Annotated in this window: 10 protein-coding genes and 1 pseudogene; all 11 read right to left on the minus strand. The window is 64.2% G+C overall.

Annotation, left to right across the window (positions count from 1 at the left end; all coding sequences use genetic code 11):
* Window positions 1-6: 6 nt before the first annotated feature.
* The gene (locus WCE05_RS03840; protein ID WP_253081275.1) at window positions 7-1,071 is read right to left on the minus strand and encodes an aromatic ring-hydroxylating dioxygenase subunit alpha; all 1,065 of its coding nucleotides are present in this window, start codon (window positions 1,069-1,071) and stop codon (window positions 7-9) included.
* A gap of 33 nt (window positions 1,072-1,104) precedes the next feature.
* The gene (locus WCE05_RS03845; RefSeq protein ID WP_253081274.1) at window positions 1,105-2,076 is read right to left on the minus strand and encodes a PDR/VanB family oxidoreductase; all 972 of its coding nucleotides are present in this window, start codon (window positions 2,074-2,076) and stop codon (window positions 1,105-1,107) included.
* A gap of 307 nt (window positions 2,077-2,383) precedes the next feature.
* Window positions 2,384-3,292 (minus strand): LysR family transcriptional regulator, encoded by a 909-nt coding sequence (locus tag WCE05_RS03850; protein ID WP_225788197.1) that lies wholly within the window; start codon window positions 3,290-3,292, stop codon window positions 2,384-2,386.
* A gap of 153 nt (window positions 3,293-3,445) precedes the next feature.
* Window positions 3,446-4,489, minus strand: coding sequence for a phytanoyl-CoA dioxygenase family protein (locus WCE05_RS03855; protein WP_225788196.1), 1,044 nt, complete (start codon window positions 4,487-4,489; stop codon window positions 3,446-3,448).
* Window positions 4,490-4,492: 3 nt separating this feature from the next.
* Entirely contained in the window at window positions 4,493-6,619 is a 2,127-nt protein-coding gene (locus WCE05_RS03860; protein WP_368815472.1) for a capsular polysaccharide biosynthesis protein, read from the minus strand.
* A complete protein-coding gene (locus WCE05_RS03865) occupies window positions 6,616-7,185 on the minus strand; it encodes an N-acetyltransferase (protein WP_253091283.1) in 570 nt (189 codons plus the stop codon). The genes WCE05_RS03860 and WCE05_RS03865 overlap by 4 nt, the downstream gene beginning before the upstream one ends.
* A gap of 4 nt (window positions 7,186-7,189) precedes the next feature.
* Window positions 7,190-8,704 (minus strand): LTA synthase family protein, encoded by a 1,515-nt coding sequence (locus tag WCE05_RS03870; protein WP_368815473.1) that lies wholly within the window; start codon window positions 8,702-8,704, stop codon window positions 7,190-7,192.
* The gene (locus tag WCE05_RS03875) at window positions 8,697-9,473 is read right to left on the minus strand and encodes an SDR family oxidoreductase (RefSeq protein WP_225788192.1); all 777 of its coding nucleotides are present in this window, start codon (window positions 9,471-9,473) and stop codon (window positions 8,697-8,699) included. Before WCE05_RS03875 ends, WCE05_RS03870 begins: the two co-directional genes overlap by 8 nt.
* Window positions 9,470-10,789: a capsular biosynthesis protein gene (locus WCE05_RS03880; RefSeq protein WP_317246603.1), complete on the minus strand. Its 1,320-nt coding sequence runs from the start codon at window positions 10,787-10,789 to the stop codon at window positions 9,470-9,472. Before WCE05_RS03880 ends, WCE05_RS03875 begins: the two co-directional genes overlap by 4 nt.
* Window positions 10,729-12,750 carry a capsular polysaccharide biosynthesis protein gene (locus WCE05_RS03885; protein WP_368815474.1) on the minus strand — a complete coding sequence of 674 codons (2,022 nt, stop codon included), beginning with the start codon at window positions 12,748-12,750 and terminating at the stop codon, window positions 10,729-10,731. The genes WCE05_RS03880 and WCE05_RS03885 overlap by 61 nt, the downstream gene beginning before the upstream one ends.
* A 189-nt stretch (window positions 12,751-12,939) precedes the next feature.
* Window positions 12,940-13,202 (minus strand): annotated as a pseudogene (locus WCE05_RS03890) (phosphotransferase); the annotation flags it as partial.

Raw genomic sequence — 13,202 nt, forward strand, 5'->3', positions numbered from 1 at the left:
CGAACGTCACGCGTCGACGGTCTGGACTGCGATCTGGGCTGGCACGTCACTGCGCTCAGCCGCTTGCAGGCGCTCTATCATCTTACGGATGCGTACGGGGGCATTATCGATGCCCAGGCGAACATACTCGCGCACCCCGGTTATCTCTTGCTGGGCCTGGACGTGGGTCAACAGCTCCAGGTCTTCATTGAATGTCAAGGTCATCAGTTCGGCGACTTCTTCATCCACGCGGGTATCATGAGGATGATAATTGCGAAGGTGAAGCCAGAAGTAGTGTGTCGTGCGTTCTGTTTCTGGGGTCAAGAAGTTGAAACTGAATGAGCGCAAGCCGCGATCTTTGTTTTCTTCGGTGGGTTCGACACCGGCGTCTATCCCGCCAAAGTCTACATAGGAAACCGATGGCATATGCAGGTAATAATATTGCCAGCGATCGGTCAAGCCCTTGAAGTTACCCATTTTCTCAAACAAAGGGACAGGCGCGGCATTTTTGATCCAACGGTAAGCCAAGACATGGTCATCACCTTGCTCGACTTTGACTCCCACTTCAGCGCCATCGGCCCCACCGATAGTGTTTTTATGAACGTAGGTGGTGTGGGCGGGGTCCACCAGGTTGTCTGTAATGTTCAAGTAGTTTGACTTGAAGTACAGGTATTGGTTGTCGACCAACCCCCAACCTTTATCGCCATAGTGCGGAATGTCAATGATTTTTTCAGGGTCGGCCAGCGCAGGTTCGCCCATCCAGATCCAAACGGCGTTGTATTTCTCGAATAGCGGAAACGCTCGCACTTTGGCGTTAGGGGGGATGCTGGCCTGGCCGGGAATGTGCGAGCATTGACCTTTGCAATTGAAGGTCATGCCATGATAGCCACACTGCAGTTCGTCCCCCTTCAGCTCGCCGAGCGATAAAGGCGCAAGCTTATGGGGGCAGCGGTCCATCAAGGCAACGGGCTGCCCATCTTCGCGACGGTAAAATACAATTTGCTCATTCAGAATTGTCCGGGCCAGTAGTGTGCGACAGATTTCATGGCTCCAGGCTGCGACATACCACCCGTTTTTAACGAAGCTGCTCATTCTTATCTCCTCACGTTAGGGCACACTGACGGTTTAAGCATCCAGTGTTAAGCGTGGGCTAGTGGCACGGGACACACAGATGCATATTTTATTTTCGTTGTGACGCTCATCTTCGGATAACGCGTAATCGCGATGATCTGGGGTGCCGGTCAGTACCGTCTGCGCACACACACCGCATTCGCCGCGCTTACAATCAAACAGTGGATCGAGCCCCGCTTCGAGCATTGCATCGAGCAGGCTTTGCGACGCAGGTACATGGAGGACTCGCCCGCTCCGGCGCAGAACGAGTTCCACAGGCTGGTCCGACTGATGGCCGCTGCTGCCGAACAATTCGAAATGCACATGCGACGACGGCCAGGAGAGCTCCGCAGCGGTGGCGATCACGGCATCCAGTAGCGGCTTGGGCCCACACACGTAGACGTGCCGGGATTTATCATGGGGGCCTAGCAAAGCAGCCAGTGACATTGTTCGAGGTGCCGGCCCTTGGTCAAAGTAAAGGCTTGCCTGTGGCCCCAGATGTTCTATTTCAGCGCGGTACGCCATCATCGCGGGCTCGCGCGCACCGTAATGCAGTTCAAAGCTGCTGTTGTTGCGCGTCAATATTCGAGCCATCGATAGAATGGGCGTGATCCCGATTCCGCCTGCGATCAGAACCGCATGGTGTTCCGTGTCGAGCAAGGCAAAGTCGTTCCTTGGCGTGCCCGCCAGTATTTGATCCCCGGCGCGAAGACCGTGCATGTACCTCGAGCCACCCTGGCCTGCATCTTCTCGCTTTACGGCGATTTCGTAGTAACCCGATTGGTTGTCACTGTTGACCAAAGAGTAGGCTCTTTCATCAGTGCGACCGTCTTCAAGTCGGACACACACTTTCAAGTGTGCGCCGGCCGAAAATACAGGCAACAGGGAATCGTCTGCAGCCTTTAGAATGAATGATTTAATTTCGGGTGAGCGTTGCCGTACTTCCGAGACGATCAGTCGAAGGGGATATTCTTTATTCGAATTCATTCTTTATCTCCGGGGTACGTTGAACTCAAGTCGAGCGCTACCGTCGCGCCCACACAGAAGGCACAGGTAGAGGGGCTCCAGGCGATAAAAATATTCCTGGAGTTTCAAGAGGCGTAGAGATGCTTCAGTACTTAAAAGGCGACAAGCCTGTCATGATCAGGCGCCAGGCAATCACATCTATCGATCAAGACACGTTGATAGAGTCGTCTGCGTCTAGGCAAATGGTAAAACGAGGTGGGTGATGCGAAAAGTGCTAAATAAACACTGCTGCGCTGTATTTTTTGCATCGCATGGCCGTCAATCGGCGCTACGCCGTTTCGTAGGCGCGCAAGAGTTCGCTGACGATGTTGACGAAGGCGGCGAGCGACGGAGATAGGGCCCTGCCTTTGCGAATGTAGACGCCAAGCTTCGCCTCCACTGCGCTGGGTGGGCGCAACGGTAGATGTACCAGCGAGCCCTCCTGGAGCTCTGCTTTCATCCCTAGCCTGGTTTGAAACGCCACGCCCATTCCTCGTTGTGCGAGCTTCTTCATCATGACCAGCGAGCTGGTCTGAAGCAGCACATTGGCGCAGCCTTGGTGTCCCTCTAGCAACGGCTGCATCAGGGAATAGATAGCGATCTCCGGTGTCCCCAGAATCAGCGGGTATGCCAGGCAATCGGCAAAGGTGATGTCGACCCGGCTAGCCAACGGGTGGCTTGGCTGTACGATTGCGCCCAGCTTCAAATTGACCGCTGCACAGCATTGAAGGTTCGCTTCTGACGGGATGGAAAACGCCAGCCCCAGATCCACCTCACCCTCTTCGATCAGCCGGGCAATATTGGCTGAGCCATCGAATCGACAGTTTATTTTCACACCGGGGTAGGTCGAGATCATTTTCTCGATCACAACCGGCATGAAGTCTTCATTGAGCCCCTCGACCGAAACGACGCTGATGTTCCCGCTGCGAATGCCTTTTAACCCTTCGAGTTCGCTTTTGAGCCGCTGCTCGTCTTGAAAAACCGTGACCAGGTGCTGCGCCAATAAACGGCCCGCTTCGGTAAGCTTCAGCCCGGACGGCAGGCGCTCGAAGACTTCTGCCCCTAAGGTTTCTTCTAGTTTTATGAGTTGGCGGTTGACGGCTGAGGCATCGACATGCAGTTGGCGTGCGGCTTCTCGAATGGAATGGCACTGACGAATCTTTTCAAAATAGAGTAAAGAGCGGGCATGGATCTTCAAGGTGTAGCCGCCTTAACGCCTTGCGTTTTTAACACGCTTGTTTGGATGGGGGCGAGTATGGTCGGGCGTGCCGTCGCACGCAAGATTGCATAAGCCCCAAATGGCGGGTGCAAGCAGGCCCTGCACAGGCCTGCAAGCCACATCATTGGTCGTTCAGATATGCGGCGCCTCGTAGGCATTCAATTGCTCGATGAAACGCCAGTGGCTGCGCTTGTCGAACCCCATCAGCCGCTTGAGACGGATATCCCAGCGCATGTGATGGTTGGCGATCCAGGGCAGGGCGAACAGGTGCGCGCCGCGCCAGGGGATGAAGGGGTTGCGCCGCAGGCTCGCATAGATCTCCACCCGATGGCTCGCCTGGCGGCTGGCGCAACGGGCATGGAAGCCGGAGGTGTCGGCCACCACCAGCGTGTTGGCGGGCACGGCGAAGCGGCGCGGGGCGGGCAGGCCGAGGGCCGCCAGTTGCTCCTCGTCGATACGGAACGAGCCTTCGCGGTGCATCTGCTCGCCCGAGCGGGCGGCATCCAGGCTCTGGCGGTATTCCCAGGCCAGGCGCTCCGGGGTCAGGCGATGGGAGCCGGGCACATAGCTGAACGGGCCCTGGTCATCGGCCACGTCGTCGAGGAACAACCAGGCCTTGGCCGTCGGGTGGAAGGTGTCGGCATGCAGGCGGGTCTGTGGGTCCTGGTCGGCATTGGCGGCGTCGATGATGATCGATTGCAGTTGATAGGTGATGCCACCGCTGTTGGACGAGGCATAGGCGATCAGGTCGCGTACGCCACGGTCGGCGACGAAGGCCGCGCTGGCCGGATTGTGCACCAGCACGTCCTGGTCGAGGCTGACCCGGCGGGTCACCGCACGGCCCTGGCGCATTTCCCAGCCGGTACTGCGCAGCGCGCCCAGCTCGGCGCGCAGCGCGGCGAACTGCTCGGCCGGCAAGGCGTTCTCGCGGATGAAGAAACCGTTCTGCTCGAAATGCTCGCGCTCGCGGGCATCCAGCCGCGACGCCAAAGCCCGCCGGCGCAACGCGGCCATGCCCATGGCCAACTGGCGGCGCTGCACATGCAGGCCCAGGGCGTTGAGCCGACGGCTGCCGATCAACGGGTTGTTCTCGAAGGATTTGGCATGGGTCGCCAGTTGCAGGCAATGCCAGGGGAGTGCCGCGTAGCGGCCGATGTCCTTGATCGAAACAGGCATGGTCTAGTCCTTTGATGGGGCCAGTGGCCGGCCGCAGCCGAGCATGGTCCAGGTGTAGTTGAGCAACGGCGCCACTCGGGCGTGTTCGGCCAGCCGCACAGGGCGCGGCGTCGACAGGCAGGCGAGGGCGTGCCAGGCATCGCAGGGCAGGGCTTGCTGGACGTCGGCATAGCGCGCATAGCGCAACAAGGCGCCGGCTACCAACTGGTCCAGGGTCAGGCGCCGGGTGCGGCGCGGCATTGGCTGGTGGTCGTGGGTCAACCCCCAGCCGGCATAGAAAGGTGTGCCATAGGTCACCACGGGCAGGCCGCGCAGCAGCGCCTCGAAGCCGGCCGTGGAACTCAAGGTGTGCAACTCATCGACCTGACCGTACAGCACGGCGATGTCGACACCGTCGAGCACCTGGTCGGCCAGCCCCGCCAGCTGTTGCGGGGCGATATGGCCCAGGCGCTTGCCGGCCTCGACATCCGGATGTGGCTTGTACAGGATCCAGGCAGCGGGCGCAGCGGCGCGTACGCGCTGCAACAGGCGCAGGTTGCTGCCCGGGCCGCCACCGCTGCACAGCGTCGAGGCGTCATCCTCGACCTGGCCGACCACCAGCAGGCGCCGCTGCCCCGGCCGGCCTAGCAGCGTTGGCTGCGGCCCCTGGCGCAGGTTGAACTTGCTGGTACCGCTGGCGACGATGTGCGCCCGCAACTGCGCGGCTTCGGCGAGGCTGGCGGCATCGAACGCCTCGTGCTGCAGCAGTTGCTCGAGGTCGCTGGCCGAGGCGGCATCGTAGTGGATACCCCCGCGGTCGAGCACCAGCGACAGTGCCGGGCTGTTGGTCGCCCCCAGCCCGATGGAGCGCAGGAAGCCGTCCTCGACCCGCCACAACGGCACCCCGGCCTGCCGGGCACGCTGGGCCAGGTCAGCGGGTTCGCGCGCCGCCCAGACCAGCAGGCGGCCTTGTTCGGCGGCCACCCGCTGCACCAGCCCTGGCCCATCCACGGCAAAGCGCAACTGGCCCCAGCGGCTGGCGAAGAAGCGGCGGATGTTGTGCCGCTTGTGGCGCTTGACGCCGATCACCGTGGTAGGGCCGGCGAACGCCGCGTCGCGGGCCTTCTTGCGTGCCAACTGGCGGGCCACGGTCAGGGCGTCGGTGAGCTGGCCGGTGAGCGGGTCGACATAGCGGCAGTAGCGCACGTAGGCCGCCGCCACCAGTTGCACCAGGTCTGGCCGGCCCTGGCGCCGGGGGATCGCCATGCGGTCGTCGGTCAGCCCCCAGCCGGCATAGAACGGCAGGCCGAAGCAGGTGACCGGCACCCCCTGGATCAGCGCTTCCAGGCCGGCCTGGCTGGTGCCGATGTACACCCGCCGCGCGCGCCGGGCGAGCGATGCCCACGACACCGGGCGTGCCTCCAGGGTGACTCCGCGGGTCTGCGCCGCCGCCAGCAGGCAACTGGGTTTTTGCCCACCGAGGCAGTCGGGGTGGATGCGCACTCGCACATCGGCATCGGGGTTTTCCGCCAGGGCGGTGTCGAGCATGCGCACGTAGTCGGCTTCGCACAGCCCGCCACCGGGGATCGAATAATCGCCCGCCGTTTGGTCGACCACCAGCACCAGCGGGCGTTCGCGGCCCAGCGGGTCGTCGGCGGGCAGATCCTGGGCATTGTTGTACTTGCCGATACCGCTGCTGCGCATCAGCGCGATCAGCTCACGGGCGCAGGCCAGCTCGTCCTCGCCCAGACGCTCAGGGGACTGGAGGATGTTTTCCAGCAGCGATGGCCGGTCGGCCAGGTAATGGATACCGATGGGATCGACCACCATCGACATCGGCGTGTCGCCCTCGATGCCCAGTGACGACGAACGCAGGAAGCCGTCTTCCAGCGCGATATACGGCAGGCCCCAGCGCTGGCACAGCACCCGGGCATGGGCGGAGGAGGCCTTGTAGCCGATCCCGGCGATGGCCTTGAGCCCCTTGGGGGCCTTGCGGCCACGCCGCCACAGCCAGAAGGGCGGCCCCTCGGGGCCGAGGAACTGCGGCAGGTGCAGGACCTTCCATGCCACCCACTGGGACATGATGCCGATCCAGCCGGGGCCGTCGACCAGGGAGGGTACTGCGACCGGGCTGCCCAGACGTTCGCTCATGGCAGCGCCCTCCACATGCCGCGCACCGGCGGGAAGGGCACCCAGCGCTTGCGCCGCAGGGCGAAGCCATTGTGCAGGTAGAGGCGGCGCGCGCGCGGATTGTCCAGCGGCACTTCCAGGTCGACCCGGGCAAAGCCCTCGGCGGCGGCATGGGCGCAGCAGGCCTGGACCAGCGCCGAGCCCACGCCCCGGCCGCGCGCGGGCTTGTCTACCCGCAGGCCATACAGCAGGAACGGGTAGCGCCACTCGCGCAGCTCGCTCAGGCAGAAGCCGGCGAAGCGCAGCCAACCGCCGAGGTAGCCGAACTCACGGATGAACGGCCGCCAGTGCAGGGCGAACGGCCCGCGCCGATGATGCTTGAAGGCGGCAAAGCCCAGTACCTGGTCGCCCTCGAAGGCCAGCAGCACACGGTCCCAGTGGATGCTCGCGCCGAGCAGCCGATGGCGGCAGGCCGTGTCGCCGATCAGGAACGCCAGCGAGCCGCGCCCCTGGGTCAGCAGGCGGGCCAATGCCGGGTCGGCAGCACGTTCCGCTGCCAGGTTCGCGCCCAGGACGATGCGTACCACCTTGTCAGGCCACGCCCGAAACAGGCTTGACCTTGGGCGCACGGGCGTGCCCGAGCAGCGCACCCGACAGCGCCTCGACCCGGATCGGCGCCGGTGCGCAGCCAGGCTGGCGGCGATTCGACCAGATCAGGTAGTCGGTATCGCCCGCCGGTGCGCCGATCGCCTGGTAGACCTGCGGCAAGATCGGCACATGGTCACCGAAGAAGCACAGCAGCGCCTCGTTCGGCTGGGCCATCAGCGTGTCGCGGAGCATGCCGAGCATGCGATCGGCGTTGCCGATGTGCCGCAGGTAAGGCGCCAGGTCGCTCATGCCCGGTTGCAGGGGGCGCTCGAACCAGGCTGGCAGCTCGCTGTCGGCCACGGTCTCCAGGTGCAGCGGGCCGTGGTTCTCCATGGTCACGGCATGGATGAACAGCGGCTGCTCGCGGCCTGGCGCCTGCAGCAGTTCGCGGATCTTCTGCGCCACCGCGCAGTCGCCAATGAATGGCCCGGCCTTGTGCGAGGCGTCGAAGGCGCGCACATCGATGAAGGCGTCGAAGCCCAAGGCCGGCAGCACCTTGTCGCGGCCATAGAAACTGCCGTCGTAGGGGTGGATGCAGACCGTGCGATAGCCTTGCGCCTTGAGTGCCGAGGCGATGCTCGGCAGGCCCTGGCGAGCCAGCACGCGGTAGGGGTTGAAACGGTGCACGCCAAGGCGCCCGGCAGGGATGCCGGTGAGGTAGGCGAACTCGGTACGCACGGTGTTGGCCCCCCAGGCCGCCACCTGCAGCTTGCCCCGTGCCAGGGACTCGCGGCCCAGGCGGTCGAATTCGCCGAGGACTTCCCGGCGCACGCCGGGCCACAGGTCGCGGACGTCGAAGAACGACTCGCTCTGGATCGAGACCAGGTCGGGGAGGGGGCCTGTGGCGGTCTGCGCTGCCGTGCAGGCAAACGGCGACCCCAGCCCCGCCCGATCCACCGGCACCCGCGCCGCCCAGAAATACCGCCACAGGCTGGCTGCCAACCCCCACGTCCGTACATCCTGCTCGGCGTCGAAGCTCGGCGTCACCCGCCGGCTGCCCAGCCGCAACAACCCCAGCCCCAGCGCCAGTGGAACCAGCGCCTCCAGCCGCGCGCCCGGCGTCTCGAAGCTCAAGCCCGCCCACAGGTACACCAGGAACCCCAGCGCCAGCAGCGCCGCCTTGCCGAAGCCGAAGAACGGCAGGTACAGGCGCGGAAAGCGCACCGCGTCGCTGAAGTACTCGAAGTCGGCGCACACGAAGGGCTCGCGCAACGAGTGGTACTTGGCGTTGCTCACCAGCACGATCAGCAACCACAGCAGCAGCAGGTTCACGCCGCTGAACAGGGGCCGCGCGGTGAGCCCGTACAGCAGCCCCAACCCCACGCACCACAGCCCCGCATGCAGCATCCAGCAACTGGCCGGGCGACGCAGGGCAGGTCGGGGCACCAGCAAGCGCTCCACCAGCACGGTCAACGACAGGCCGATCAGCGCGACCGGCAGGAGAGAAACGTCAATCACTGTACTTCAGCCCACGCAGGATCATCGAAGAAAGCCACTGCGGGATCAGCCCCAGCAGCCAGGTACCCAGGTTGAGCGGGAAGGGGAAACTGATGCGCGCCTGGTTCGCCGCCAACCCGCGCTTGATGCGCCGGGCGGCCTTCTCGGCGGTCCACAGGAAGGGCTTGGGCCCAGGCATCTCGAAGCACATCTTCGACTCCACGTAGCCCGGCACGATGACGTTCACCTTGATCCCCTCCGGCGCCAGCCAATCGCGGATCGCTTCGCCATACACGCGGATCGCCGCCTTGCTGGCGCTGTAGGTGGGCGTCACCGGCAGGCCGCGCCAGCCAGCCAAGGAGCTGAACAGCGCAATTTGCCCATGGCCGCGGCTGCGCATGGTGGGCAGTGCCGCCTCCACCGTAGCCAGGGCCGCCAGCACGTTGACCTCCAGCAGCGCACGGCTGTCGTCCCAGTGCTCGGCCTCGCCATTGCTGCCGACTGCCGTGTTGAGGCCGGCACCGACCAGCACCAGGTCTGGCTGCTCCTGTTCGCTGACGCGCCGCACCATGGCGCGCAGGGCATCGAGGTCGCGCACGTCGATGGCTTCGAGCAGCACGCGGGCACCGAGGGCACGGCATTGCTCGGCCATTTCATCCAGCCGGTCCTGGCGGCGGCCTTGCAGGATCAGGGTCACGCCCGGTGCGGCATAGGCCGGCGCCAGCGCGCCACCGATGCCGCCGGTAGCGCCGGTGATGAGGATGCAGCGAGGCGAAGCGGTGTGGTTCATAGGTAGTTTTCGATTCTCGACGTTCTGGCCATCAGGACTTCCAGGCAGTTGGCCACGGCCATCTCGATGCCGCAGCGGGTGTAGAAACCGCCATTGACCTGGGTGGTGTGGATGACCGTGTTGCGAAAGCGATGGAACAGGGTGTTGTCGGGCGCCTCGGGGTTCTGCCAGAAGTCGTCCAGATGGCCCTGGTGGGTGAGCCCCGGCATGGCGTAGATCGGGTCGGCCAGCACGCACGTCGGGCGGTGGTGCAGCAACGCCGAGGCACCGGCAGTGCTGTTGACCGTAATCAGCCCGGCAATGTGCGACAGCAGCGTGGGCATGTGCCCGCTTTCGAGGAAGTCGACCCGTTCGGCCACATCGTATTCGCGTGCCAGGCGCTCGGTGACCTTGCGGTAGTTGACCAGGCCCGGGGTCAGGGGATGGTTCTTGATCAGCAGCCGTGCATCGAACGGGGCATTGAGCGAGAACGAGTTGATCACGTGGTCGATCACCTCGGTCATGTTCTGGAATGGCGAGTGGTCGCGGATCTGCGCATCGCTGTCCAGCTGCAGCGGCAGCAGGAAGGTCGGGTGTCGCTCACGGGCCACTTCCGCCACCAGCGCATCGTCATGCACCCGCGCGCGCAGCAGGCGCAGGCCCTGACGGACGAACCCCGCGTATTCCACCGCCGCGTTGAAAGGCGCATGGGTGCGGTACCTGGGGAAGCACAGCGCGTTGAGCGCACCGCCGGCGTGGTACAGCACATCGTGGGTGGCGCGGGCGGTGAACGACAGCTTGAAGGCGTTGCCGTTCTGGTAGCGCGGGATGTGCTTGCCGACCTGGCGGTACCAGTCCGGGTCGCGCGGCAGGCGCGAGTTGTTGTTGACCCCATCGCGCTCCAAGGTGACCCAGTAGGGGCGGAAATAGCCCTCCTCGAACACATGCACGCGAATGCCCAGCGTCCGTGCCAGGCTCACCGCTGGTTGGTGCACCGGCCGGCAATCGCCGAACAGCACCAGGTCGGTGATATCCAGTTCGTGGAACACCTGGGCGTAATAGGCGTGCAGTTCTTCCTGGCGCTGCATGCAGGTGCGCACCGATCCACCGGCGCCGTAGAGCACGTCGCCGACGTTGAAGCGGATGCTGTGCACATGCTGCCCGATATCGCGCAGCGCCTTGGCCAACTGACGGAAGAACGGCGAGCTCACACCCTGCAGGAACAAGAAGTTGTTGCACGGAAGGCGCAGCAGCGGACCGCGCGGCGCCTTCGCATTCAGTTCGCTGGGCGCTTCATGCCCAACAAACTGCTCAAGCGTCGTATCAAGTCCTGCCATCGGGAGGGTGCTCCTGGCTGCGGTAGCGCGTGCCAATGTTGTAGTTCGTAAAGGGTCTGTTCAGCGGTGGTGAAACGGTTGGTGATGCGGCTGACATAGGTGGGGTAGAGCAGTAGCGTCCCCGCCACCAGTTCGTCGAGGGTGAGCCGGCGGCTGCGCCGGGCCTGCACCTGGGGATCCAGGTCGCGGTCTTCGGTAAGCCCCCAACCGGCGTAGAACGGCTGGCCGTAGGTTGTGACCGGTACGCCACGCAGCAGCGCCTCGAAGCCGGATTGCGACGTCAGCACGTGTACCTCGTCGACTACCTCCAGCAACTGTTGCAGCGGCGTATCGCCGATCACCTCGTTGCACCAGTGCACGGTCTGCGCCTCGTCGTCGCCGCGCGCGCGGGTGCCGGCCAGGACTTCCGGGTGCGGCTTGTACAGCACCCAGGCCTGCGGGTTGGCCTCGCGCACCGCACGCAGCAACTGCAGGTTGCTGCGAATACGGTTGCCACCGAAACGAATCGATGCATCGCCCTCGACCTGGCCCGTCACCAGGATCACCTGGTGCGCGTCGGCCGGCCGCTGCCAATGGGCACCGGGCAGGTTGTACTTGGTCAGCCCGGCGCGGCAGATGGCCAGGCGCAGGGCCGCGGCGCGCGCCAGCAGGTCGCTGTCGAACGCCTGGGTGGCGAGAATCCGCTCCAGGCGGGAAGGGCGCGTGGCGTCGTAGTAGATGCCCAGGTCATCGACCACCCACGACAACGGCCGGGCCTTGCCCGCGCCCAGGCCGACCGATCGCAGGAAGCCGTCTTCGACGCGGTTGATGGCGTGAGGGTGGTCGTGTAGGTCGTCGTCGTGCTTGCAGCCCCAGGTCACTACCGGCAGGTCGCGGGTCAGCGGTTGCTCGGGCTTGACGAAGCGAATGGCCGCGCCGTTGAAGAACAGGTCTGCCAGCGGCTCCTTCCAGCGGCTGAAACCGAGCATCTGCACCTGTTGTGGTAGAGCGCTGCGGTGATGACGCTGCAGGCCCAGCCACTCGATCAGCGCTTCTGGCGTGCACGGCTCGCCGCGCTCCGGGCACACATAGCGCGGGTAGCGCACCAGGCTGGCGTGGATCAGTTGGGCCAGGTTCACCGGCTGGCGCCGTGCCGGTGCCGGCAGACGGTCGTCGGTCAGTCCCCAGCCGGCGTAGAAGGGCATGCCCCAGGTGTGCACCGGCACATCCCACAGCAGTGCATCGAAGCCGAGTTGCGAGGTCATCACGAATACCGCGCGCATGCGTGGCAGCAGTTCGGCCGGATGGACATTGCGCGCCAGCACCTGCACCCGCGGATTGCCGGCCAGCGCTGCCAGGTCGAAGTGCCCAGCCTTACGGCCTGCCACCACGTCTGGATGCACCTTGAGCAGGATCGTGCTGTGTGGATAGCGCGCCAGTGCCGCCTCGAGCATGGCGCGAAAGTCATCGGCTCCGGCGCCCTGCAAGGACGCATCGGCGCAAGTCTGGTCGGCCACCAGTACACAGTCGTCGGGCAACTCCAGCGTTTCGATGCGCGCATCGTTGTACTTGGAAACCCGCTGGCGCTGCCACAGCGCCTGCAGGGCCAGGGCCCGTTCGGTTTCCTGCGCGGTGAGCGGCGTGGCGATCAACTGCTCCAGGCGCGAGGGCGCGCTGGCATCGTAGTACACGCCCACATCGTCGACGATCAGCGACAACGGCGGGTCGTCGGCACCGAGCCCCACCGAGCGGAGAAAGCCGTCCTCGAGCGTCAGCACCGGCTTGCCGGCCTTGCGCGCCTCGGCGATGGCCTTGAGTGCACTCGGCTTGCGTCCCCAGGCCATGACCCAATCCGTCTGCGGCACGTCGCGCACGGCACCGTTATGCAGCGCGTAATCGGGCAGCAGGGCGGGCAGTGTCGTGATGCTTTGGGCCCCCTTGGAAAGGACCAGCAGGCGTGGGCGGGACGAAGCGTCATCCATAGAAGTGAAGCGGCTTTCCGTGCGAAATGGGACGGTTTGGGCGTAGGCCCAATGGATCCAGAGGAGGAAGATTTAGTGCGCGGAATCTTAATACAAATTCACAGATTGTAGGATCTGTTCGACAGGAAATCGTATGAATAATTCCGGCATACCAGACATCGGTCAATGAATGATGTCAAAATGACAGTTTTACAGCAAGCTCAGCAGGTACTCGTACTTGTCGCGCAGCAGCGGCATACGCTCGCGAGCCTGGTATTCCTCGAGGGTTTCCGGGCGCAGGCAGTGGAAGAGGGCGGTCAGCAGGAACACATAGCGCAGATTGCCTAGCGCCTGCTCTCCCTCGAAATGCGCCGGCAGCGCCTCCCGGTAGGCTTCGGTAAACTCCGACTGGGCGGTGAGAAACATCGCCATTTCCTTGCGCCGGAACAAGCTGCCCAGGTACGCCCCCCCAT

The sequence above is a fragment of the Pseudomonas sp. I2 genome (assembly GCF_040984075.1).
Lineage (GTDB): Bacteria > Pseudomonadota > Gammaproteobacteria > Pseudomonadales > Pseudomonadaceae > Aquipseudomonas > Aquipseudomonas guariconensis_B.